21 protein-coding genes are annotated in these 24,037 nt (G+C 44.5%); 10 read left to right on the top strand and 11 right to left on the bottom strand.

The genetic code is table 11. The annotated features are described in order from the left end of the window. Nucleotides 1–9: 9 nt before the first annotated feature. The gene (locus BW716_RS13555) at nt 10–741 is read left to right on the top strand and encodes an SDR family oxidoreductase (protein ID WP_083723104.1); all 732 of its coding nucleotides are present in this window, start codon (nt 10–12) and stop codon (nt 739–741) included. Then, nucleotides 741–1,331 carry an HAD family hydrolase gene (locus BW716_RS13550; RefSeq protein WP_083723103.1) on the top strand — a complete coding sequence of 197 codons (591 nt, stop codon included), beginning with the start codon at nt 741–743 and terminating at the stop codon, nt 1,329–1,331. The genes BW716_RS13555 and BW716_RS13550 overlap by 1 nt, the downstream gene beginning before the upstream one ends. A gap of 225 nt (nt 1,332–1,556) precedes the next feature. Here BW716_RS13550 and BW716_RS13545 read toward each other — a convergent pair whose 3' ends face one another. The 3 genes from BW716_RS13545 to BW716_RS13535 form a co-directional block, all read right to left on the bottom strand. Further along, on the bottom strand, nt 1,557–4,001 hold the full coding sequence (locus BW716_RS13545) for an ABC transporter permease (RefSeq protein WP_083723102.1): 2,445 nt from the start codon (nt 3,999–4,001) through the stop codon (nt 1,557–1,559). A 218-nt stretch (nt 4,002–4,219) separates the two neighbouring features. Then, nucleotides 4,220–4,987 (bottom strand): acyl-CoA desaturase, encoded by a 768-nt coding sequence (locus BW716_RS13540; protein ID WP_083723101.1) that lies wholly within the window; start codon nt 4,985–4,987, stop codon nt 4,220–4,222. A gap of 184 nt (nt 4,988–5,171) precedes the next feature. Next, nucleotides 5,172–6,776 (bottom strand): ABC transporter substrate-binding protein, encoded by a 1,605-nt coding sequence (locus tag BW716_RS13535; protein WP_083723100.1) that lies wholly within the window; start codon nt 6,774–6,776, stop codon nt 5,172–5,174. A gap of 45 nt (nt 6,777–6,821) precedes the next feature. Between BW716_RS13535 and BW716_RS13530 the strand changes: the two genes are divergently transcribed. Beyond that, nucleotides 6,822–8,456: a M1 family metallopeptidase gene (locus BW716_RS13530; protein ID WP_083723099.1), complete on the top strand. Its 1,635-nt coding sequence runs from the start codon at nt 6,822–6,824 to the stop codon at nt 8,454–8,456. A gap of 40 nt (nt 8,457–8,496) precedes the next feature. On the opposite strand, the gene BW716_RS13525 is transcribed toward BW716_RS13530, so the two are convergent. Both BW716_RS13525 and BW716_RS13520 read right to left on the bottom strand, forming a co-directional pair. Continuing rightward, the gene (locus tag BW716_RS13525; RefSeq protein WP_083723098.1) at nt 8,497–9,162 is read right to left on the bottom strand and encodes an NADPH-dependent F420 reductase; all 666 of its coding nucleotides are present in this window, start codon (nt 9,160–9,162) and stop codon (nt 8,497–8,499) included. Nucleotides 9,163–9,451: 289 nt separating this feature from the next. Continuing rightward, entirely contained in the window at nt 9,452–10,192 is a 741-nt protein-coding gene (locus BW716_RS13520) for a menaquinone biosynthetic enzyme MqnA/MqnD family protein (RefSeq protein ID WP_083723097.1), read from the bottom strand. A 94-nt stretch (nt 10,193–10,286) separates the two neighbouring features. Between BW716_RS13520 and purB the strand changes: the two genes are divergently transcribed. Beyond that, a complete protein-coding gene (purB, locus tag BW716_RS13515; protein WP_083723096.1) occupies nt 10,287–11,624 on the top strand; it encodes an adenylosuccinate lyase in 1,338 nt (445 codons plus the stop codon). Between the two features lie 95 nt (nt 11,625–11,719). Here the strand turns inward: purB and BW716_RS13510 are convergent, their stop codons facing one another. Then, on the bottom strand, nt 11,720–12,145 hold the full coding sequence (locus BW716_RS13510; protein ID WP_143708845.1) for a YraN family protein: 426 nt from the start codon (nt 12,143–12,145) through the stop codon (nt 11,720–11,722). Between the two features lie 16 nt (nt 12,146–12,161). On the opposite strand from BW716_RS13510, the gene manA reads away from it, so the two are divergent. Both manA and BW716_RS13500 read left to right on the top strand, forming a co-directional pair. After that, complete coding sequence (manA, locus tag BW716_RS13505) at nt 12,162–13,379, top strand: mannose-6-phosphate isomerase, class I (protein ID WP_083723094.1); 1,218 nt, start codon at nt 12,162–12,164, stop codon at nt 13,377–13,379. Nucleotides 13,380–13,591: 212 nt separating this feature from the next. Then, nucleotides 13,592–14,188 carry a SoxR reducing system RseC family protein gene (locus tag BW716_RS13500; protein WP_083723093.1) on the top strand — a complete coding sequence of 199 codons (597 nt, stop codon included), beginning with the start codon at nt 13,592–13,594 and terminating at the stop codon, nt 14,186–14,188. Nucleotides 14,189–14,410: 222 nt separating this feature from the next. Here BW716_RS13500 and lepA read toward each other — a convergent pair whose 3' ends face one another. Beyond that, entirely contained in the window at nt 14,411–16,201 is a 1,791-nt protein-coding gene (gene lepA, locus BW716_RS13495; RefSeq protein WP_083723092.1) for a translation elongation factor 4, read from the bottom strand. A 132-nt stretch (nt 16,202–16,333) separates the two neighbouring features. On the opposite strand from lepA, the gene BW716_RS13490 reads away from it, so the two are divergent. The 3 genes from BW716_RS13490 (at nt 16,334) to BW716_RS13480 (ending at nt 18,845) form a co-directional block, all read left to right on the top strand. Next, complete coding sequence (locus tag BW716_RS13490; RefSeq protein WP_083723091.1) at nt 16,334–16,591, top strand: acyl-CoA-binding protein; 258 nt, start codon at nt 16,334–16,336, stop codon at nt 16,589–16,591. Between the two features lie 138 nt (nt 16,592–16,729). After that, nucleotides 16,730–17,962, top strand: a complete 1,233-nt coding sequence (rocD, locus tag BW716_RS13485) for an ornithine--oxo-acid transaminase (protein ID WP_083723090.1) — start codon at nt 16,730–16,732, stop codon at nt 17,960–17,962. A gap of 238 nt (nt 17,963–18,200) precedes the next feature. Continuing rightward, the gene (locus BW716_RS13480) at nt 18,201–18,845 is read left to right on the top strand and encodes a VIT1/CCC1 transporter family protein (protein ID WP_179091123.1); all 645 of its coding nucleotides are present in this window, start codon (nt 18,201–18,203) and stop codon (nt 18,843–18,845) included. Between the two features lie 128 nt (nt 18,846–18,973). On the opposite strand, the gene BW716_RS13475 is transcribed toward BW716_RS13480, so the two are convergent. Together BW716_RS13475 and BW716_RS13470 are read right to left on the bottom strand one after the other, a co-directional pair. Continuing rightward, complete coding sequence (locus BW716_RS13475; protein WP_083723088.1) at nt 18,974–19,378, bottom strand: hypothetical protein; 405 nt, start codon at nt 19,376–19,378, stop codon at nt 18,974–18,976. 8 nt (nt 19,379–19,386) lie between these two features. Then, nucleotides 19,387–21,570, bottom strand: a complete 2,184-nt coding sequence (locus tag BW716_RS13470; RefSeq protein ID WP_083723087.1) for a S9 family peptidase — start codon at nt 21,568–21,570, stop codon at nt 19,387–19,389. A gap of 417 nt (nt 21,571–21,987) precedes the next feature. Between BW716_RS13470 and BW716_RS13465 the strand changes: the two genes are divergently transcribed. Then, entirely contained in the window at nt 21,988–22,233 is a 246-nt protein-coding gene (locus BW716_RS13465; protein WP_083723086.1) for a hypothetical protein, read from the top strand. 112 nt (nt 22,234–22,345) lie between these two features. Here the strand turns inward: BW716_RS13465 and BW716_RS13460 are convergent, their stop codons facing one another. Next, nucleotides 22,346–23,239 (bottom strand): YihY/virulence factor BrkB family protein, encoded by an 894-nt coding sequence (locus BW716_RS13460; RefSeq protein WP_083723085.1) that lies wholly within the window; start codon nt 23,237–23,239, stop codon nt 22,346–22,348. 324 nt (nt 23,240–23,563) lie between these two features. Then, a complete protein-coding gene (locus tag BW716_RS13455) occupies nt 23,564–23,998 on the bottom strand; it encodes a hypothetical protein (protein WP_083723084.1) in 435 nt (144 codons plus the stop codon). Nucleotides 23,999–24,037 lie beyond the last annotated feature (39 nt).

The following is a 24,037-nucleotide window of genomic DNA, read 5'->3' as shown; positions in this document are numbered from 1 at the left end:
CATTAGAATATGCCTACTGCACTCATATTGGGCGCGGGGTCTGACATGGCCGTAGCTATTGCCAGACACTATGCCGGCGGGAAATACGATCTCCAGCTGGCCGCCCGAAACGTTGATTCCCTCTACCCGTTACAACAGGATCTACAAATTCGCTATCATATCAAGGCCGAAAGCTTTGCATTCGATGCGACGGATTTTGATAGTCATGCTGCTTTTTATGCAGGGCTGCCCGTTAAACCAGATATCACGATCTGCGTGTTTGGCTACCTTGGCGAACAGGAAAAGGCACAATCCAACTGGTCAGAAGCTGCCCGTATTATTCATACCAATTTCACCGGAGCGGTGTCTATCTTAAATATAGTGGCGGACGATTATGCTGCAAAAGGTACGGGTACCATCGTGGGTATCAGTTCTGTAGCAGGCGAACGTGGTCGTCAGAGCAATTATATATATGGTAGTTCCAAAGCTGGTTTCACAACTTACCTCAGTGGTTTGCGCAACCGGCTCTTTCACAAGGGCGTGCACGTACTGACTGTAAAACCGGGTTTCGTGTATACCCGTATGACGGAACACCTGAAGATGCCGCCATTGCTGACGGCACAGCCACAAGCTGTGGCAAAAGATGTATATAAGGCCGCTGTCAAAAAGAAAAATGTTCTTTACACTAAGTGGTTCTGGCGATATATCATGCTCATCATCAAGTCGATACCGGAAGGCATTTTCAAAAAACTAAAATTATAATGAAGCCATCCATCGCATTTTTTGATTTTGATGGGACGATCACAACAAAGGATACGCTCTTTGAGATCATCCGTTTTCATAAAGGTAGTGCTGTTTTGAATATTGGAATGGCCCTGCTCTCCCCTGCCTTAGTGGCTTTTAAGATGAACCTGATTTCCACTCAACGAATGAAGGAAATGGTATTTCGGTTTTTCTTTGGAGGAACACAGGTAGATACTTTTCGGGATAAATGTGCAGCGTTTTGTGCAGAAAAATTGCCTGAGCTGGTGAAGGAGAATGCCCTGCAGGCGATTCGACAGCACCTGTTACAAGGACATCAGGTTGCAGTTGTGACTGCTTCGGCAGAAGAATGGGTGGAACCATGGTGTAGCAGTCTGGGAATTGTTTGTATCGGTACCCGGTTAGAAGTGCGCAATGCATTGATTACTGGAAAGATACAAGGGTTGAATTGCAATGGCCCTGAAAAGGTGGAACGGATTAAGCAGACATTTGACCTGAATGGATATGATGATATTTATGCTTATGGAGATACGAATGGAGATAAGCCGATGTTGGAAATGGCGAAGTATGGATATTTCAGAAAGTTTTAAATGCTGGCTGATTTAGGAAAATTCTACATGTTAGCTACTTCCGGGAAGTTCTAATTTTATAAAGGGGGCGTCTTCTGGACGTCCCCTTTCTTTGAAAATGGTTTTCATGCCTGTTGGTGAATTCCCTCTTTCATGAATGTTTCATTCGGATACCGGATGTAGAGAATTTTTGTACATGCAATTCTCATGGCCTTTCTGTAACTTATGATACATCCCCCCCCTTTTTTATTCACTCCTGAGACTATTAATCGGATTTGCCAATGCAGCTTTGATCGCTTTATACCCCACCGTGATCCAGGCAATCACAATAGATAGAACTATGGCAAGTACAAATACCCCCCAGCCCAATTCGATATGATAATAATACCCCTGTAGCCAGTTGTTCATAAAGAAATACCCCAAAGGCGCTGCCACCAGAAACGCTACACCAATTAAGATGGTGAATTCCTTTGAAAATAAATACAATATGCTTTGAACAGAGGCACCTAACACTTTCCTGATGCCCACTTCTTTGTTCTTTTGCACCGCCATAAAAGACACTAAACCATATAATCCCAAACAGGAAATCAGGATCGCCAGGAAGGCAAAGACTTTAAACAATTGCTCCACGACGGCAGCAGATTCATAGAACTGTGCAATCTGGTCATCCATAAAAGCATAGTCATATAAATAGGTAGGATATACTGCTGTAAACGTCTTTCTGATTTGATCGGCGGTGGTCATCACCCGTTGCGGATCAATGCTCACAACGATGGCAGCGTAAGCATTAAATTCTGAAGTCACGACCGAAGGCCATATCTGCTCATCCAGCGGATTGTTGTGATAGTCTTTCAACACCCCCACCACTGGTATCGTTTTTTCTCCGATGGTGATCATCTTGCCAATGATCTCTTCATTTGATTTCAAGCCCAGTTTCTTCACCAGTGTTTCGTTCACCAGCGCCTCCCGCATACTATCATTCCCAAATATATACCTGCCTGCCGCCAGTTTCAAATCAAAGGTTTTATAATAACCGGAGTCACACATTAACTGTTTTACACTGAAATTTTCCTTTTCAGCCCTGGTATCATACTGTATGCTGGTATAATATCCTGACCTGGTAGAGGGTGCGTTATTACATAGTGTCACTGATTTTACACCCGGCAATGCTGCAAACCTGTCTTCGAGATAACGATATTTTAATTTCAATGCGCTATCACTTGGCAGATCGATCATGAGCACCGCTTCTTTCCTGAATCCCATAGACTGGTTTCTAAAGTATTGCATTTGCTTTACGACAACAATGGTACCGATCACTAATAATTGAGCAATGACAAACTGAAAGATCACCAGACCTCTGCGCAGAGATACACCGCCTTTTTGCTGTGCCCTGATCCTGCTTTTCAGTGCCATAACGGGGTTAAAACCTGACAAAACCAACCCAGGATAAAATCCGGCCAGAAAGGTAACTATGACACCTGTTAGTATTAAAAACACGATAATAACAGGCAGACTGGATCCGTTCAGTACAATTGGTTTTCCCAGTATATGACTCATAGACGGCAGGGCCACTACAGCCATGAAAGTACCTATGATCAAGGCCAGCAAAGTGATCAGACCTGTTTCAAACAGAAATTGTCTCAGCAATTGCACCCGATTGCTTCCCAAAGCTTTACGTACCCCTACTTCTTTCGCTCTGTTCACTGACTGGGCGGTGGCGAGGTTGATAAAATTGATACAGGCTACCAGCAGCAGGAAAACCCCAATCAATGCCAGTGACCACATTTCACGGGGAGCGATCCTGTTGGTATAAGGCAGGTCATATTCCGGATCCATGTGCATAGCAGTCAGCGGCTGCAAAAAGAGTTGTGTATATGTATATTGTTTTTTCTCCTGTTCCTTATAATGGGTGGTAACGAAACGGGGAAATTGAGATGCAATACTTTTAGGATCAGTACCCGGTTTTAATACCACAAAACATTGGGAGCCACCGATCATATGAGACCAGTTATCTTTCGCCTTTTCGCGCAAACTACCATTCCCTAAACTCAGGAGCGTTTCGAAGGAAGCTGCGAGTTCGAAAGGAACATCTGTGTTTTTGGGTAAATCTTTGAATACACCCGTTACTCTCAGGGGAACTCTATATGACCATAATTGAATGGTCTTGCCCATCGCTGCCTGTGCACTGCCAAAATAGGCTTTTGCCCTGCTTTCACTGATCACTGCGGTATGGGGCATTTTCATTTCTGCCGCATTGCCTATGATCCATTTTACATCGAAGATGTCAAATAATTGAGGTTCAACGAAGTATTGGCCACGGCTCTCTTCTTTTACCCGCATTTCTTCCGCCCCGTTTTTGCCGGGTATATATATCTGTGCGCCGCCAATCGTGTGCATTCTACCCACTGTTTCCATTTGTGGAAATTCCTGTCTGAAAGCATCAGGCAATGGCATGACAACCATAGTATATTTCGAAGTGATCTCGTCATTACTGAATTTTCGTTCGGTACTTACTACCCGGTAAATGCGGTTTCTTTTTGATTGATAGTTGTCATAGCTCATCTCGTTACGGATCACGAGAAAGATCAGTAAGCTGGCGCCGATGCCGATGGCCAGCCCTAATATGTTAAGGAGGGAGAATGACTTCTTTGCCCAGAGTGCACGAAAAGAAAGTTTGAGATGGGTATTCATGATAATGTAATATAGAGGATGATGAATACAAAAAGCAGGTCAAAAACAAATTGCAATCATAATCAAATAATTACACCAAAAATCAATGCCCCTTTTGTTCATAAACGTAACAACCCGTGTTCGCTAATGAACGCCTTCCAGCCACCGGCAGGCCTTACCCCCAAACAAAAAGCGCTTTTGCCAGAGGCAAAAGCGCTTTTTGTTTGCTTTTTATCTAATTAAGCCGCAGCTTTCATACTCACTACCTTAGCTACTCTGGGTTTGATCTTTATAATCCCAACCAAATGCATCAATCTCATCACCGGATAAGTTGGATCCAACTCAAACCACTTCTTTGCAAAGTTCGGACTATCCTTATACTTATGGTGGTTATTCTGGAACAACTCACCTAACAACAGGATCCCCCATGGAGAAGTGTTCCTTGAATGATCCCCATTATCAAAACTGTGATAACCATATTTATGACCACACCAGTTCACTACCGCGCCCTGTACAGGACCCATCAGGAAGTGAATAGGCAGTAACAAATACCACCAGAAACTGGGTGCAAACGCTACATAATAACCAATATATATACCCATCCAGGCTAAACGGGTAATATTATTATCCCCGAATTTATCCATCGCATTCCACACAGGCAGCGGATCTTTGGTAAACTCTTCACTAGCCACCCGCTTTCCCTTCAGAAAATCATTATACATTTCACGTGTGTGAACCATCATAGCCCATACATCTTTGAAGAAGTGTGGTGAATGTGGATCTTCCTCCGTATCACTAAACTCATGATGCATTCTGTGCATCACACCATACGCACGGGGTACCAGATAAGAACTTCCCTGGAAAAACCAGGTAGAAAAATAGAATACTTTTTCCCAGAACTTGCTGGTCGTATACATCTGGTGGGATGCATACCTGTGCAGGAAAAAGGTATGGAAGAAAAGCGACAGGAACCAGTGCGCGAAGAAAAATATCAATATCGCCGTCATTAACTCTTTTTAATTTTTTTTGATCAATAAGGGGCCGAAGATAAAATAAATACTATCATTAATTACGTAATAACCATATAGATAGTTTACAATAGTTGGTTATTCGGCCATACATAAGGCTCAAAAAAATGTTAAAATTTACTATTTAAGAGGTACGTCGGGCAATTTGAGTTGGCTCAGTTCGTTATTTCTTTATCCTCACCTTCCGTAATTCCAGCTGATTTAACCCGTTAGTTTCCATCCCCTCCACATTTGGCTGAATCAGGTGAATAACCTCATCATAAAACAATGGCACAACAGGCGCATCTGCCACTATCATCCTATCCATCTGGTTATAAAGGCTGTACCGCACGCTATCATTATTCTCCTGCAAGGCGGCTTCATAGAGTTTATCGTACGCTGGGTTTTTATATCTCGTATAGTTCGGTGGCGCCGGGTTTTTGCTGTAAAATACGGCAAGGTAGTTCTCCGCATCTGCATAGTCTCCCATCCAGCTACCTCTGAAGAATAGCGCATCCGACTTAGCAGTTTGCTCCAGCAACAATGCTTTTTGTAATACCTCTACCTGTACGGTAATACCTATTTGCTGCAGCTGGTTCGCTACATAGTTGGCATAATCTTCATAAACAGGAATGGACAATAGCTTGATCGGCGGCAATCCCTTGCCCTCCGGGTATCCAGCTTCTTTTAAAAACTGTCTGGCTTTCGCAGGATTAAAATTATATCCTTTTACTTTACTTGTATCAAATGAAGGTAAGCCCTGGGGGATAAATCCTGCATTGGCAGGCGTACCAATACCATTGCGGAGATAAGTGATCATCTTCGCCCTGTCAAAACCATAATTGATGGCGAGGCGGATATTTTTTAACCGCGTAGGCGATTGACGGATTTTGGTACTATCCAACAGGAACCCAAAGTATTCTACATTCAGTTGCGGCGTCTTATCCAGGATCATCTTTCCGGCCCACTCCTTTTTTAACTCTCCCTTCTTATTCAGTACCTCATCTTTAAAAGACGCATCGATATCATTCATAAAATCCAGTTGCCCCTGTCGGAATAACAGGAATTCGGTAGCCTTGTTATCGAGAAAACTCATCTTCACGGCATCTAAATAAGGAAGTCCTTTTTCAAAATAATGCGGAAACTTATGTAATACCAAGGCCTGTCCTTCTTCCCAGTAATCAAATTGAAACGGCCCTGTACCACAGGGATGCTTTCTAAAATCCTTACCATACTTCTCAACGATTTCATGGGGAATAACAGAGCAATATTGCATACTGAGAATACCCAACACAGGATGAAACGGTTGCAATAAAGTGAGTCTGAAGGTAGAGTCATCCAGGGCTTCAAAGCCCTTGTATTTATCGACTTTGCCATTAAAGATCCAGGCCCCTGCAGAGGCGGTAGCCGGGTCCATAATACGATGTAAGCTATACACCACATCGCTGGCTATCATCTTCCGTCCTTTGCCACCGGGGAATACATCATTATCATGAAAGAATACATCCGTGCGCAGGTGAAAGGTATACACCTTTGCATCTGGTGATACTTCCCAGCTTTGTGCCAGCGAAGGCCTGATCTGCAATTGCTGATCCGGTTCCACCAGGGTATTATATAATTGTTTGACCGCCCAGATGATAGACTGGTTCTTGGCAAATGCCGGATCGAGGGTGGCAATACCGTCTACCACATTGTACCGGAATACCTGCCGTTTATCAGCCTGTTTGGTCTGACAACTACTCAAAAGGAATACAGTTGCCCATATTATTAAAAAACGTTGTATGCTCATTAAACTGAAAATTAATATCTTTCCGTTATAAAAATATCAATTTCTATGCGTGGCTTACTGTTGCTTTTATTGGTCATAACTACAGCCTTCTCGGTTAGCGCCCAGGAGCGGACCTTCACCCATGCGGATACACTCCGTGGTTCAATCACCCCTGCCAGGGAATGGTGGGATGTTCAGAACTACGATCTTCATGTGGCGCTAAACGCACAAGATAGTACCCTGGGAGGCTATAATATCATTACCTACTTTATAAATAAACCGGATAGCATTATGCAGATAGATCTGCAGTTGCCTATGGAAGTAGACAGTGTCATGCAGGATAAACAGAAGCTGGCGTACGAGCGTGATGGCGATGCGGTGATGGTGCGTACACTGGCACAGCAACCAAAGGGAAGTACGAAGAAGATAACGATCTTTTTCCATGGCCGTCCTAAGACTGCTGTAAATCCACCATGGGATGGCGGTATCATCTGGCGCAAAGACAAAGATGGCCGTCCATGGATCGCCACTGCCTGCCAGGGAACTGGTGCAAGCGTGTGGTGGCCTAACAAGGATACCCAGTCAGATGAACCGAATGATATGACGATTGCCGTGACTGTGCCGAACTTCCTTGTAGATGTGTCAAATGGCCGTCTGAAGAAAAAAGTATCTAATAAAGATGGTACCGATACCTATATATGGTATGTGGCCAACCCGATAAATAACTATGATGTAGCGCTGAACATCGGCAACTATAAAGAGATCAAAGATACCTACAATGGTGAGGGCGGTAAACTGGACCTGAGCTATTGGGTACTGGATTATAATGTAGATACAGCTACCATTCACTTTGAAGAAGTGAAGAAAATGCTGCAATGCTTCGAGTATTGGTTTGGTAAATATCCTTTCTACCAGGATAGCTATAAGCTGATCGAAGCGCCGCATTTAGGCATGGAGCACCAGAGTGGTGTGGCCTATGGTAATGGCTTCGGCTGGGGGTATAAAGGTCGTGACCTGTCCGGCAGCGGCTGGGGTTTGAAGTGGGACTTTATCATCGTGCATGAGAGTGGCCACGAGTGGTTTGGAAACAACATTACCAGCAAGGACATTGCAGATATGTGGATCCATGAGGCATTCACGAACTATTCAGAGACATTATATACTGAATGTGAGTTCGGTAGAAAGGCGGCTTTCGAATATATTACAGGTGTACGGCAGAATATCAGGAATGATGAGCCAATCATTGCGCCATATGGGGTGAATGCGGAAGGTAGTGGGGATATGTACTATAAAGGGGGGAATATGGTCCATACCATTCGCCAGATAGTGAACAACGACAATGTATTCAGGGATGTGTTGAGAGGAATGAACCAGGCGTTCTGGCATCAGACAGTGACGACGAAGGATATTCTTGACTACCTGAATTTCCGTACACAGATGAACTTTACAAAGGTGTTTGAACAATACCTGATGCATACTACGATTCCTACGCTGGAATATCATTTTAATGGGAATGAGTTGCAGTTCAGGTGGGTGACGGATGTGGAGAATTTCAATATGCCGGTGAAGGTGACACTGAATGATAGAGGGTATCAGTTTATTTATCCGGGTAAGCATTGGCAATCAACGCAGTTTACCATGTCGAATAAAAAGGACTTTAAGGTAGATCCGAATTTTTACATACATGTTAAGCAGATCTAAACTGATTTAAAAGTTTATAAGTTTATAAAGGGCCTTCCAATCAGGAGGGCCTTTTCACCAACCTGAACCCATGCTGCCAGGTCCCTGTTCTAAACCCATAGGCATACCACAAAATACTCAGCGGCTCAATATTCCTGCTCATTTCAATACTACCCATATCCACAATATCAATCCACCCCATTTGCTGTAATAACTCAGTTACTGTCGTCTTCGCCTGTCGTTTATTTCCACAAATAAACATGGTAGGTGCATCCTGCTCATGTTGTGGCCGGAACATTGATTCATGCCCGATACAACTCAATGCCTTCACCACATGTGCATCCGGTGGCAACCACGCTTGCAGCTGCTCCCCCGCAGAGCTGGTATGCCCGATAGAAAAACTCAGCCTTCCCTGCTGATCGGGGCCTTTCCCATCCAGGGGGTTCGTCACATCCACTACAACTTTGTTTTTGAAATTCCATAACCCGGCCGCCTCAATGGCTTTTTGGGTACCTGCCCAGCTGGTACAGATGACGAGTAGTTCTCCCTGAGCCGCTGCTTCCCGAAAAGGAGCCGCAATCACATTATTGCCAATTTTTCGTATCCATTGTTGCAGGGATTCTTTGGAAGGATTACGGGTGCCAAGGATCACTTCATGTCCTGCCCTGACCAGGCCTTCACTTAGTGTAAGGCCGACGGGGCCGCTGCCCAGGATACCTATTTTCATGCTTCCGTTATTTGTGGGTAACTAATTTAATGAAAATAATTGGATTTCCCGTCCCTGCTGGCCGCAGGGCACCTTGTTATCATTAACGTATTGCCAAACCAGGTCCCCTTGCTTTCATTAACGTATTGCTAAACCAGACCCGGCACCTTGCTATCATTAACGTATACCTACACCAACCCGCCCCCCTTGCCATCATTAACGTTTCCCCCTGCCGGCCGCAGGCCCCGCCCCAAAACGAAAACGCTTCTACCGAAGGTAAAAGCGTTTTCGTTTTGCTATTTCAAATCTCTTATTGCTGCAAATACCCTATAAACTTATTCAACCCCTGTCGCTTAGAAGGCGTCAAAGGAAAACTCAGATTCTTCACATAATAAGTCGTCAGATCATACTCCCCATAAGGATTCTCCGCCACTACCGCCGGAATATTACTAATCCCTATCCCATTCGCATTATTAAACTGCTGAATAAACTCTATTGGCAATGGCTTATTACTAATCCACGCCGCAAACACCATCGGCAAACTCGTATACCTGATCCAATGCTCCGCCAGGTCATAAATATAAGGAGACACCTTACGCTGTAAAAACGCCCTGTCCCCAATTACTAAACCAGCATCCGTTCCTTTGATATTCCCTTCATAATCACCTGTAGTAGGAATAAACTCCACATCCAGCTTCCAGTAATCCCTCACCAGCAATTTCAATAATGCCACTGAAGACCGGCTCTGATAATCCAGATAAATCCGCTTAATGTCATGCAAAGGAACATCCGAGAACAAACACACCGATGCAACCGGCCCTTCCGCTCCAATACAATAATCTGAAATAATGTGGTACTCCTTCATCTTCGGTATCACTGCCACTGGTACAAGTCCAACGTCTACACCCCCATCTATAAGCTGCTGGCCTATCTTAGCCGGATAATCCACACTCAACTCCATCATGTCCATCACCGGATGATTCCTAAATCCAAATAATAATGGCTTGGTATTCAAATAACTTACTGCCGCTACTTTTACTTTCCGTTCCAATTTCAGTAATTTTGCCGGCTAAATTAGGACATTTTAGCTATATGTATCCTGTAATGGGTGAAAACCACCTATTACTAAACAATAAAATTATAGTATGCAATTACAATCATTGACCGCCATTTCCCCGCTGGATGGGCGTTATCGCAAGCAACTGGAAGAACTGGCCCCTTATTTCTCTGAATTTGCACTCATCCGCTACCGCGTATTGGTAGAGATTGAATACTTCATCGCCCTCGGCGAACAGAAGTTATTCACCCTCCCCAAAAACCAGGTAGGGGCCCTGCGTAAGATCTATCAGGAATTTACGGTAGAAAATGCCCAGCTGATCAAGGAAACGGAGAAAGTGACGAATCATGATGTAAAAGCTGTAGAATACTTCGTTAAAAACGAGCTGAAAGGCTTAGGCCTGGAAGATAAACTGGAGTGGGTACACTTCGGTCTGACATCCCAGGATGTCAACAACACCGCTACCCCCCTGTTCTGGAAGGAAGCAATTGAACATGTATATATGCCAGCTATCGCTAACCTGGTTCTGCAGCTGAAAAAGTTCGGCAAACAATGGATCAGGATCCCCATGCTGGCACGTACACATGGCCAACCCGCATCTCCGACCATCCTGGGTAAAGAGATCCTGGTATTTGCTGAAAGACTGGAAGGTCAGATAAAACTGCTGGGAGATATTCCTTTTGCAGCTAAATTCGGCGGTGCTACCGGCAACTTTAATGCACACCACGTAGCATTCCCTAAGATCAACTGGGAAAAGTTCGGTGACAAGTTCGTGAACAATACCCTGGGCTTACAGCGTATGAAGTACACGACCCAGATCGAACATTATGACAACATTGCTGCGCAATTCGATACCTTAAAACGTATCAATACTATCCTCATAGATTTCAGCCGCGATATCTGGCAGTATATCTCTATGGATTATTTCAAACAGAAGATCAAGGCGAATGAAGTAGGCTCTTCTGCCATGCCGCACAAAGTAAATCCGATCGATTTCGAAAATGCAGAAGGTAACCTGGGTCTGGCAAATGCGCTGTTTGAGCACCTGAGTGCAAAACTGCCTATTTCACGTTTACAACGTGACCTCACTGACTCTACCGTATTGAGGAATGTAGGTGTGCCTTTCAGCCACTCTATCCTCGCATTGAAGTCCCTCGCAAAAGGCATGGAAAAGCTGATCCTGAACGAAGCGAAACTGCACGATGATCTGGAAAATAACTGGGCCGTAGTAGCTGAAGCTATTCAGACAGTACTGCGCAGGGAAAATTATCCTCAGCCTTACGAAGCACTGAAAGCGTTGACGCGTGGTGGTGAACAGATCACACAGAAGACGATGCATAAATTTATCGATGGGCTGAAAATAAGCGCAAGCCTAAAGAAAGAATTAAAGGCTATCACGCCTCACAATTACACCGGCATTTGGTAGCCGGCCGCAGGCCAACCGCCCGACCACAAATTTCTTTTGCCAAAGCCAAAAGAAATTTGTGGTCCTTTTTTAAAAACCACCTTCACCCCCACCCCTCAAAAACAATCCTCAAAATGCACCAACTCATGACTCCCATCCCTCCTAAAAGTAATCGCCACAATATCAAATCTTATCCGTTTCGGTAATTCCCTCATCCTATCCATATACCCATTCGCTACCGCCCGAATATGCCTGATCTTCCTCTCAGTCACATTCTTCTCAGGAAAACCCCAAATATCAGAAGCCAACGTCTTCACCTCCACAAAAACCAAACAATCCCCCTTCCTTACAATCAAATCAATCTCCTTCCGCCCCAACTTCCAATTGGCATGCAAAATGATATAATCCTGTGCTAAAAAATGCGCCCTCGCAATTTCCTCGCCTTTTTTACCTAAATCAAGGTAGGTTAACATTGGATTTTGAATATTTTTTAACTTCCTTTGGGGAAATTTTTTAGGTTCACTGTTATTGAAAATAAACAATTATAACGCATAACGTATGAGTGAGAAGAAACTATTCAGACTGGAAGGTAAGGTTCAAAATTATGCATGGGGAGGATTCCACTATATCCCATCCCTCCTGGGCATCCCCGAAACAAACAATCCCAGCGCGGAATACTGGATGGGTGCACACCAAAGCGCACCTTCAAAAATTGATACAGACGGTCAGACCACTGCACTCGACCAACTGATCAAAGCCAATCCTACCGCTGCCCTGGGCCAGAAAGTATGGGATCGCTTCGGTGAACTGCCTTTCCTGTTCAAAATCCTCGACGTAAAAGACATGTTATCTATCCAGGTGCATCCTACCAAAGTGGAAGCTGAAAAAGGGTTTGCCCGTGAAAACGAAGCTGGTATTCCTTTGAACGCATCGCACCGTAATTATAAAGATGCCAATCACAAACCTGAAATCATGGTAGCCCTCAGCGAATTCTGGCTGCTCCATGGCTTCCTGCCTGAAGATAAACTGAAGAATGTACTGACTACCGTACCTGAATTTGCTACTCTCGCACCTATCTTCGAAAAAGAAGGTTATTATGGGCTGTACAAAGCAGTGATGGAACTGCCACAGGAAGAAGTGAACAAATTCCTTCGTCCGCTGGCAGAAAGAGTATTGCCTGCTTACCAGGCAGGTACCCTGCACAAATCAGATCCTGCTTTCTGGACAGGTCGTGCCATCGCAAATGATCCTCAGGGTCTCGACAGACTGGATAGAGGTATCTTCTCTATTTACTTCTTTAATATTATGGAAGTACATGAAGGCGATGCAGTATTCCAGGATGCAGGTATTCCTCACGCTTACCTCGAAGGCCAGAATGTGGAACTGATGGCAAATTCTGACAATGTGCTGCGTGGTGGGCTGACACCTAAACATATTGATGTACCTGAATTGCTGAAACATACCCGTTTCGAAGCAGTACATCCTAAGATCCTGAAAGGAGATGCAGTAAAGGGCGGTATGGAAAGTATTTATGCCAGTCCAGCTCCTGACTTCGTGGTAACCCGTATCGGGCTGAAAGCGGGTCAGAAATATGAGCAGCATACCACTTCTACAGAAATTCTGCTGGTGCTGCAGGGCAATGCGACCGTTACCGGTGAAGGTGGTGTGAACCTGCCAGTGGTGAAAGGTCAGTCTGTAGTAGCATTGTATGATACCACTTACCAGATTGAATCTAAAGATGGAGTTGTTATTTACAAAGCTGGCGTTCCGGCATAATAGATTTGGCATTCCGGCCTAACAGATAACCGGCCTTCCAACCTAATCACTAATAAACGTTTTCCTGGCCGACCGTATGCCAGCTTCCCTAATCGTTAATAAACGTTTTTCCAGCCGGCCACAGGCCAACCCATACGAAAAAATCGCTTCTGCCAAAGGTGGAAGCGATTTTTTCGCTTGTTTCCCTATCTTTGCACAAATAAACTGATCAAATGAAGAAGGATACCCGTGAAAATATTATGATCGCTGTGCTGATCTTCCTGGCTATCATCAGCCGTGTCATCACCAACAATCTTCAGTTATGGAACTTTAACGCAATCGGCGCCGCCGCTCTTTTTGGTGGTATGATGATCCGCAATAAACGCCTGGCTTATCTTTTACCGGTCCTCACCCTTTTCCTGAGTGATCTTTTCCTCCAGTTCTTTACCAATGTACAGACCTTCTATGGCGCTTACATAGGCCAACTGTTCTTTGTATATGGTGCATTCCTGTTTATCACCTGGATCGCCACCCGTATCAAAAAGGCAGATGCACTCACCATTCTGATTGCCAGCATCGGCAGCGGTGTGGTGTTCTTCATGATCACCAACCTTGGTACTTTCCTCACTACTAATCTGTATCCGCATACACTCAGTGGCCTCATCGCCTGCTACGCAGCTGGTATTCCTTTTTACAAAGAAGGTGACCTGTTCAGCAGCTTTGCCCTGAATGGCATTCTTGGAAACGTATTCTTTAGTGCAGTACTGTTTGGTGCATTGTCGCTGATCAAACAGATTTCGTTCCAACCGAAGAAACAGCAATTAGCTTAAAAGATATGCTTATAAAACATCCATGAAAGAGGTTATTCACCAACAGGGATGAAAACCATTTTCAGAGAAAAAAGCCGGTAGCGACATTCGTTACCGGCTTTTTTATGCCTTTAAAAAACAGCATTTAATCTGTCAAAAGACTTGTTTTCGTACAAATTAAATAGGCTGTGTTGTTGCAACACAGCCTATCAATTATTTTAATACCTATTTTAGGAGACTCACTTAGTCATCCAGTTTCAACACCGCCAGGAATGCTTCCTGTGGCACCTCTACGTTTCCGATCTGTCTCATTCTCTTCTTACCTTCCTTCTGTTTCTCCAACAACTTACGCTTACGTGAGATATCACCACCATAACACTTCGCAGTCACATCTTTACGCATCGCACTGATCGTTTCACGCGCCAGGATCTTCGCACCGATCGCCGCCTGAATCGCAATCATAAACTGCTGACGTGGCAGCAATTCTCTCAGCTTTTCACACAACTTACGACCAAAATCCTGTGCACGGCCACGGTGAATCAACGCACTCAGCGCATCTACTTTATCACCATTCAACAGGATATCCATCTTCGCAATATCAGAATCCCTCATTCCGATTGGAGTATAATCAAATGATGCATAACCACGGGTCTGGCTCTTCAGCTTATCATAGAAGTCAAACACGATTTCTGTTAGTGGCAGTTCAAAGATCAGCTCTACACGGCTAGGCGTCAGATAACTCTGATTGATGAGCAAACCTCTCTTACCCAGACAGAGGGTCATGATATTACCAATATAATCTGGTTTTGTAATGATCTGTGCACGGATGAAAGGCTCTTCAATCCTTTCAATACGGCTTGGATCAGGCATTTCGGAAGGGTTGTTTACCTGGATCACTTCGTTCCTGGTCGTATACGCAATAAAGCTTACGTTCGGTACGGTAGTGATCACCGTTTGGTTAAACTCTCTTTCCAGCCTTTCCTGGATGATCTCCATATGCAGCATACCCAGGAATCCGCATCGGAAACCAAAGCCCAGCGCCTGGGATGTTTCCAGTTCGAAAGTCAGGGAAGCATCGTTTAGCTGCAGTTTCTCCATACAGTCACGCAGCTCTTCGAAGTCTTCAGTGTTTACCGGGAAAATACCGGCAAATACCATTGGCTTTACTTCCTCGAAACCTTTGATACTTTCGAGGGAAGGGTTTGCCATGCTGGTGATGGTATCACCCACCTTTACCTCTTTGGCGTTCTTAATACCGGTGATGATATAACCCACATCACCTGTTTTCACTTCCTTTTGAGGAGAAAGGCCCAGTTTCAGTACACCTACCTCATCGGCAAAGTATTCCTGACCGGTATTTACGAAACGGATTTTCTCACCTTTCTTGATGATTCCGTTATAAATTCTATAATAAGCAATGATACCTCGGAAGGAGTTGAACACGCTATCAAAGATCAGCGCCTGTAACGGAGCTTCCGGATTGCCTTTCGGAGCTGGAATACGGGTTACGATGGCCTGCAGAATTTCTTCGATACCGATACCGGACTTACCGGAGGCCAGTAGAATTTCTTCTTCCTTACAGCCGATCAGCTCGATGATCTGGTCCTTTACTTCGGGGATCATAGCCCCTTCCATATCGATTTTATTAATAACCGGGATGATTTCCAGGTCGTTTTCCAGTGCCAGATACAGGTTAGAGATTGTCTGTGCCTGAATACCCTGGGCAGCGTCTACGAGCAACAGAGCGCCTTCGCAGGCAGCCAGTGCGCGGGATACTTCGTAAGAGAAGTCCACGTGACCGGGGGTATCAATGAGGTTAAATACATATTGCTGTCCATTGGACGTATAGTTCATCTGGATGGCATGACTCTTAATAGTAATACCCTTTTCTCTTTCGAGATCCATATCATCCAGGACCTGCGCCTGCATATCCCTTTCGGAAATGGTCTTGGTATGCTCTAATAGCCTGTCGGCCAATGTACTTTTACCGTGGTCAATGTGCGCAATGATGCAAAAATTCCTGATATTCTTCATATATGCTTATAAAACAAGACGTTTCTTCCGCCCCGCGTCAAGCCGCAAAGGTATTTAAATTTTGCTATTCCTGAATATGTCGGGCCCGGGTATTTCATACTATTTTGGCTATATTTAATACAAACATATAATATGGACCTCAAAGCACAATTCGAAACCGCCGTTGCCGACAGCAAAACATTGTCTGAAAAGCCCTCCAATGAGGTATTATTACAATTATATTCCCTATATAAGCAGGCAACGGAGGGCGATAATACGGCTGAGCCACCAGCAAACCCTTTTGACTTTGTCGCAAAAGCAAAGTATCAGGCATGGGAGGAATTGAGAGGAAAAACTTCAGATGCCGCTATGGAAGAATACATCCAATTGGTAACAAAACTCAAAAACTAATAGCCGCTTTTTAGCCAGCCACTTTATTTGACTTTAGCCGGTCGCAGGCCAATGTGCACCGCGAAAAAAATCGCTTCTGCCAAAGGTTGAAGGGATTTTTTCGCCAACCCTTCTCTATAAACCGTACTTTTGTAATGTATGTTACAATCATTCAAGATAAGTGAAAAGACCCGGCATTACCTGGACCTGGAAGAACAATACGGCGCACACAATTACCACCCGCTACCTGTGGTACTGGATCGCGGCGAAGGCGTATTCCTCTACGATGTAGACGGAAAAAGATATTATGATTTCCTCTCCGGCTACTCCGCTGTCAACCAGGGGCACTGCCACCCGATACTTGTACAGGCACTCATTGATCAGGCGCAGAAACTGACCCTGACCTCCCGTGCCTTTCACAATGACGTGCTGGGTGAATATGCAGCATTTATCACCAACTACTTTGGCTATGACAAAGTCCTCCCCATGAACACGGGGGTGGAAGCTGTCGAAACAGCCCTCAAGCTGACCCGCCGCTGGGGATATGTCGTAAAAGGCATTCCTGAAAACAAAGCAAAGATCATCGTATGTGCCAACAATTTCCACGGCCGTACCCTGAATGTCATTTCTTTCAGCACTGATCCCGGTTCGCGTACAGACTTTGGTCCCTTCATGCCCGGCTATGAAGTGATTCCATATAATAACCTGCCTGCTCTTGAAAAAGCGCTGCAGGATAAAAACGTGGCTGGATTCTTATTAGAACCCATCCAGGGTGAAGCAGGTGTAGTAGTACCTGATGAAGGCTACCTTTCCAAAGCCCGCCAGTACTGCGAAGATGCCCAGGTGCTCTTTATTGCCGATGAAATCCAGACCGGCCTTGCCCGAACCGGCAAAATGCTGGCTTGTGATCATGAAAATGTACATCCGGATATCCTCATTCTTGGCAAAGCCCTTTCCGGAGGTTTATTGCCCGTAGCTGCCGTACTGGCCAATGATGAGATCATGTTGACTATTAAACCAGGAGAGCATGGTAGTACCTATGGCGGTAACCCTCTTGCCTGCAAAGTAGCGATCGCTGCCCTTACCGTGCTCAAAACGGAAAAAATGGCGGAGAATGCCGCTGCCATGGGAGAATTGTTAAGAACGGAACTGGCCGCATTGGCCTCCCCACATATCGGAACTATCAGGGGGAAAGGTCTCCTCAATGCCATTGTCATCAATCATCCAAATCCGGAAGCTGCATGGGATCTATGCCTGACGCTGAAAGAGAATGGCTTGCTGGCAAAACCAACTCATGGAGATAAGATTCGGTTTGCACCGCCTTTGTTGATTACCGCCGCACAGGTCATGGAAAGCGTGGAGATCATCGGTAAGAGCCTGGAAATCTTATAGGAGCTGAGTGAATGAGGAAAGAAAAGGTTTACTTCCACCATGATTATAAAATCAGGTGGGTTCCTGAAATTTCATAACGTCAGGCACATTCCTTGATAACTTATTTCATTAAGTCATGCTCCCGAAATTTCGTAACGTCAGGCACATTCCTTGATAAATTATTTCATTAAGTCATGCTCCTGAAATAATACCATCAGGCATGGTAGCAAACGACTCATCTACAATCCTACATAACTGCATGTCCGAAAATATTAAAACTATCCGAAGCACCGGTTGGAAAACGGATTTCATCATCGGCTTTCCGGAAGGCCTGCTATTACTGTTTTTCACCACCTTCCTGTCACACGACCTGAACATTACTATACAGCGATTCTATACCATCAATACCCTGATCTGGCTCGTTGGCAGTCTACTCGTAATGATCACTGCTTTTTATGCTAACAAAGGCGACACCCAGCATGACGTTGGCACCCTCTCTGCCAAAGAGCGCCAGAAACTCGAAGACCTGGAAATAGGCCATCACATCATCGCCGACATTGCCAGCGAAATGGAAAAAGATGCAAATGACTGGGAAAATACTTTACAGGAGGAACAGGTGCAAGTGACCCATTTCAATCTGGGACGTGCACTGATGAGTGCAGTGATTACAGGGGTCTTCTTTCTGGTTGGAGGTATTCTGCCCCTGCTGCCTTATCTGAAAAATGAGAATTTCTATCGGGCAGCACAGAACAGTGTTACTTTCTGTTTCGTACTGATGATAGTATTTAGTTTTATAAAGTCCAAAATGACCAGCCAGCCGGCATTGCCAGTTATCTTACGGAATATCGGCTACACAAGTGCAGTGTATTTTGGCGCATGGATCATGGCCATGATCTTCCGCTAGTCTTTGATTTCAATGGTATCGGTAACGGAAATAATCTACTACGATAATTCCGTTACCGATACCAATATGAATCTTTCTTTTAATCGGAATTCCCTGCCGATAATTTTGGGCCTTCACTAAAGCTTTACCTAAGCATCTTTCTTTTCCGCCTTCCCATCAGTGGTAAACAACACACAGACAAACGCTCCCAATGCCGCTACAAAACACAGGAACAAAGCAATATGCCTGTCCGGACACACCCCCATCTCACATCGGCTAAACAACAACAGGTTCCTAAACGTCCATGCCGCCAGAAACGCCGCCAAAAACAAATTGAACCTTGGAGGCATTTTCCCCTTTATCATAAACAATATCCCTATCACCACCGCAAAAAAAACATTCACTTTCCCCGGCTCACCGAAATTAGAACCATAGGTCCGCAACCCGGTAAAAACAAGTTCCTTGCCCTCCCCCACAACTGTGATCCATGGCAGGAATGTGCACACAATAACGACAACGACTGATAACAGTCCAAAGATTTTACTTCTTGACATAAATTAAATTACCTGGCGCCCGGCGCACAATGTTCTTTCAAATAATTAGTATACAAAGTAGATAAATGTCTTCTGGTACCTTCCCCTTCACTGATACCATGCGTACGATTTGGATACGCCATGAACTGGAAGATCTTATCGTATTTGATCAGCTCATTCAGCAGCATCTCCGCATTTTGATAATGAACGTTGTCATCACCTGTACCATGTATATACAACAGGTTACCACGCAGGTTTTTCGCATAGGTGATCGGTGATCCCTTTACAAAATCTTCCCTGTTTTCTTCAGGCAATCCCATGTAACGCTCCTGGTAAATATTATCGTAAGTCAGCTGATTACCAACTGCCGCAATCGCGATACCTGTTTTATAAATTTCAGGATACTGGAACATGAGGTTCAGTGTCATTGAACCACCACCACTCCAACCCCATACGGCTACACGGGAAGTGTCCATATAACGGTGTTCTTTGAACAACTCCTTCGCTCCCATGGCCTGATCCCGGGCATTCAGCATACCGACCTTACGATAGATTGACTTGCGCCAGGTTCTGCCTTTTGGTTGAGGAGTACCCCTGTTGTCCATAGACACATAGATGTAACCATCTGCCGCCATATCGCCATTGTACAGGTGATTGTAACCCGCACCATATTGATCCAGCGTAGTAGCACCAGCCGGTTCACCGTATACATAAAATACAACAGGATATTTTTTCGTAGAGTCAAAGTTGTTAGGCTTCGCCATCCAACCGGTCATCGTCACGCCATCTTCGGTAGTGACATTGAAGAACTCCTGTTTATTGATACGACGGGAGCTGATAATATCTTTATAGATTGTTTCTCCTTCACCGGTATTGTGTGTGGCCAGTTTCACCACTTCTTCCTGGTTACGATAGTAGTGGTTTGAGAAACCATGTAATGCATATTGTGCATCAGGAGAAACTTCATAAGTATGCATACCTTCTTCAGACAACGGAGAGATCCTTTCTGGCGCACCTTTACCATCCAGCGATACCTTGTACAGGTACTGCTGGGTAGCATTGTCAGGAGATGCGAGGATGTAGGCCACTTTGTGGGCTTCATCTACTTTCAGCAGGTTAATCACATCGTAGTTACCCGGAGTGATCAGTTGCTCTTTCCCTTTCAGGTCTACCTTGTAGAGGTGACGCCAACCGTCTTTTTCACTTACCCATACAAAAGATTGTCCGTTGGACAACCAGTCCCAGCCACTGATATCGCGGTCATCCCAGCGGGATTTTACATCGATCCAGGCAGAGTCGTTTTCTTTATAGAAAGATGTGGCTTTGCCGGTAGCAGCGTTAGCGAGAAATAGGATGCTTTCATTCTGCTTGCGGTTCAGCTGTTGCAGGATGAGCTCATTTTTGCCAGGCACCCATTCCATACGGGGAATGTAGTGTTGTTGCGCATCGCCGGGCACCTGCAGCCAGGTGGTCTTTGCGGTGACAATATCTACTACACCAACACGACAGGCAGAAGGACTTTCGCCTGCCTTTGGATATTCTACCGGAATGGTATATGAATAAATAGAGTCTGTATTATCGATCATAAGGAAGTCCCTGATCCTGGTCGCGTCAATCTGCCAGTAGGCGATAGACTTACTATCAGGACTCCAGCGAAAACCATCGCGGCAGCTAAATTCCTCTTCGTATGCCCAGTCGAAAGTACCATTGATCAGGCGGCGGGTTCCGTCGGTAGTGAGGGCTTTGCGCTTGCCGGTAGCGATATCTTCTACATACAGGTTATGACCACTTACATAGGCAACCTGCTTTGCATCAGGAGAAAGTTTGGCGAACATCAATGAAGATTCTGGCAAACCTGTGCCCACTTTCTTCAGACTATTGTTGCTGAGGTCCAGTACATAATAGTCGCCGCGGGTATCGTAGCGCCATACACGTTTGGCATTGGTGTAAATAAGGAGTTTCTTTTCATCAGCAGAGAAGTCAAAATCGCGGATCCTGAGTGGGTAACCGCCCTGGGTTAATAATCGGGCAGGGATTTTTTCTGACTGGGAACCGTCCGAGAGTTTTACCGCAACGATAGAACTGGTAGATGGCTGATAGATATATTGCCCGTCACGGCTCCATTTTGTTGATTGCCCGGGCTGCGCCACTGCTGTGACAGCTGTGAGGCAGGTCAGCACCAGGAATAGATTTGTGTAACGAAGTTTGCGCATCTGCTATGTTTGAGGCGGCAAGATAACGATATTCAAATTTATATTGATGCCATCCATACCAGAATCAATGCATTCTTACGGATTGCCGGCTAAAAGCATCGCCTTAATAAAAGGAATCATTTTCATAGATGGAAAGCTATTTTACCCCTCCTTTGAGAGCTAAATTTCACTTATGGATAGCAGATTGTGGAAAAGTTTTATAAAAGTGAAATACAACTAGTTATTAATAAAATTTATATATTTACACAGGCATTCCAACATGGTTTGATTTTTGCCATTCAATGGGGACATATAATATAAATCATCCAATGAAAACTTTTTATTATCCTTTGTAAACGGGGATAGTCATGTACCCAACATTAAGAAGAAAGAAGAAGTCATTAATAATTTTATCATCCTTTGAAAATCTTAAACACTATGATCCAGGTTATCTATTCTTACAAAAACCGTGAATTCCATCAACTGGAAGATGCTGTCATGAACCAGCTTGCACAAATGGGCGTAAGACAAATGCATGCATTACTGGAGCCCTTTTCCGACACTTTGGTAAACGAAAATGGAAGGATTAAGATCAATCTTGACCAGCATCCAAAAATTGAAGTTGAAGGATTTAGTAATCCTGTGAAGGAGCATATTGAAATGGTACTGAGAGGTGAGGCGTAAGTGTTGCACTTGTAATAAAATACAACACTTCACATGCTGTACTACCGGGAGGTTATCATATCAATAGTACTTATACAGTGATTGCCCTGCAAAAAACTCAAATAACATCTTTTCACACTTCTACATCCGCAAGTTCGTAAAACGTAGCATTACGCAAAGGCTGAATGGGTCGTTGTTTAAACTCACTCCAGGCTTTTGTAAATGCTGCCCCATAGTAGAAGATAATAGAACTGTAAAAGATGAACAGCATCAATAATACAGCTGAAGCTGAGGCGCCGTATAAAATTCCTATATTTCCTCCGTACAGTAACCTTCTCAATGCAAATTTGCCAATTCCGAACAGTATCCCCGTAAGGAACGCTCCGGAAAAAGCCACTTTCCAGTCAGGCCGGGCATCAGGCAGGTAACGGAACAAAACCGCAAACCAGGCAGTGACAATACACAGCGATACCAGCTGTCCGAATACTTCGTTGAAGATCAGGTCTGCATTGGGAAAAAGGTCATGGATATAACTGCCCACAAAGGCATGTGCACTCTCTGTCAGTACACTGGCAAGGAGCAGAATACCCGCTGCTCCAATCACAATCAGGGAACGTAACCTCCCCATCAATGACATTACAAAACCCTCCCGCTCAGGCAGGCGGATCTGCCACAACTGATTGAGGGAACTACGAATCACTTTCAATAAGGTAGTCGCAACAAACAACAGGAATATAAACAGCAATGTCGCCACCGGCCAGGTTTTACCAAGGTTACGGAACCCCCTCAGGGTCACGATCACCTGTTCCGCACTGTCCGTCCCCACCAGCTCACCCAGGCGCTGAAATAACTGCTTGCCCAAATGTTTCCGATCGAATAACAGGCCCATCACCTGCAGGAGAATTAATAAAATAGGAGGTAGCGCAAAACTGGCAAAGAACGCGGTCGCGCCTGCCAGCCTCAGTGGGTCGTTACTTTGTAAAGTCCGGAACGCAGTCCGGAATGTGCTAAAAAAGTCTCTTGACATCGGGAATCATATGGTCAGGTTAAAAGCATAAAAAATCATGCCCTTTATCCCCTCCCATCATTCGTTTATTTGCTTGGTATAAAAATTCATAGCTGGTATCACAGACCAATCACCTGCCATTATAATAGAAATCCGCTTCTACCAGCCAACTATCCAGCCTAAAATCTCATCACCTGCCAGTATAAAGAAATCAGCTTCAGCCAACTATCTATCCTAAAATCCCCTCTCCTGCCAGTATAATAGAAATCCTATTCTACCAGCCAACTATCCATCCTAAAATCCCAATCACCTGCCAGTATAAAGAAATCCTATTCTACCACCATCCTATTTCTTCATAATAAAGTAATCCTGCGAAACCAACACCCTATCCGGTATCACATCCCCTTCATAAGACAACGTATTAAACTGAAAAGCAGAATCACTCAATGAAGTCACCACACACAACGTACTATCCAGCTTGAAATACTCCTGCGTCATATACTCATAACTCAAAGAATCCAGCTGGTTATTCATATACAGAACAGCCTTACCCGTCGTATAATCTGTCAGCTTGATTTCCAGGTAGGCAGTACTATCTGCATACGTGCTGGTTTCATTACGATAGAAAACAGTATCCCCATTGGTATCCGTGTAATACTGCTTACTTACCGTTTGCGTAATGAACCATTTGCCCGTATATTTGATAGACGTTCTGGTATCATCATTTTTCTTACAGGCTATCATCATAGCCAGCAAAACGATTGGCAGTAGTTTCCTCATGGATGTTAAAAATAATTAAGGCCGCAAAAATAGTTTATT

It is taken from the genome of [Flexibacter] sp. ATCC 35208 (assembly GCF_001975825.1).
In the GTDB taxonomy this organism is placed as follows: Bacteria; Bacteroidota; Bacteroidia; order Chitinophagales; family Chitinophagaceae; genus Chitinophaga.
This window is presented reverse-complemented; position numbering and strand designations above follow the sequence as displayed.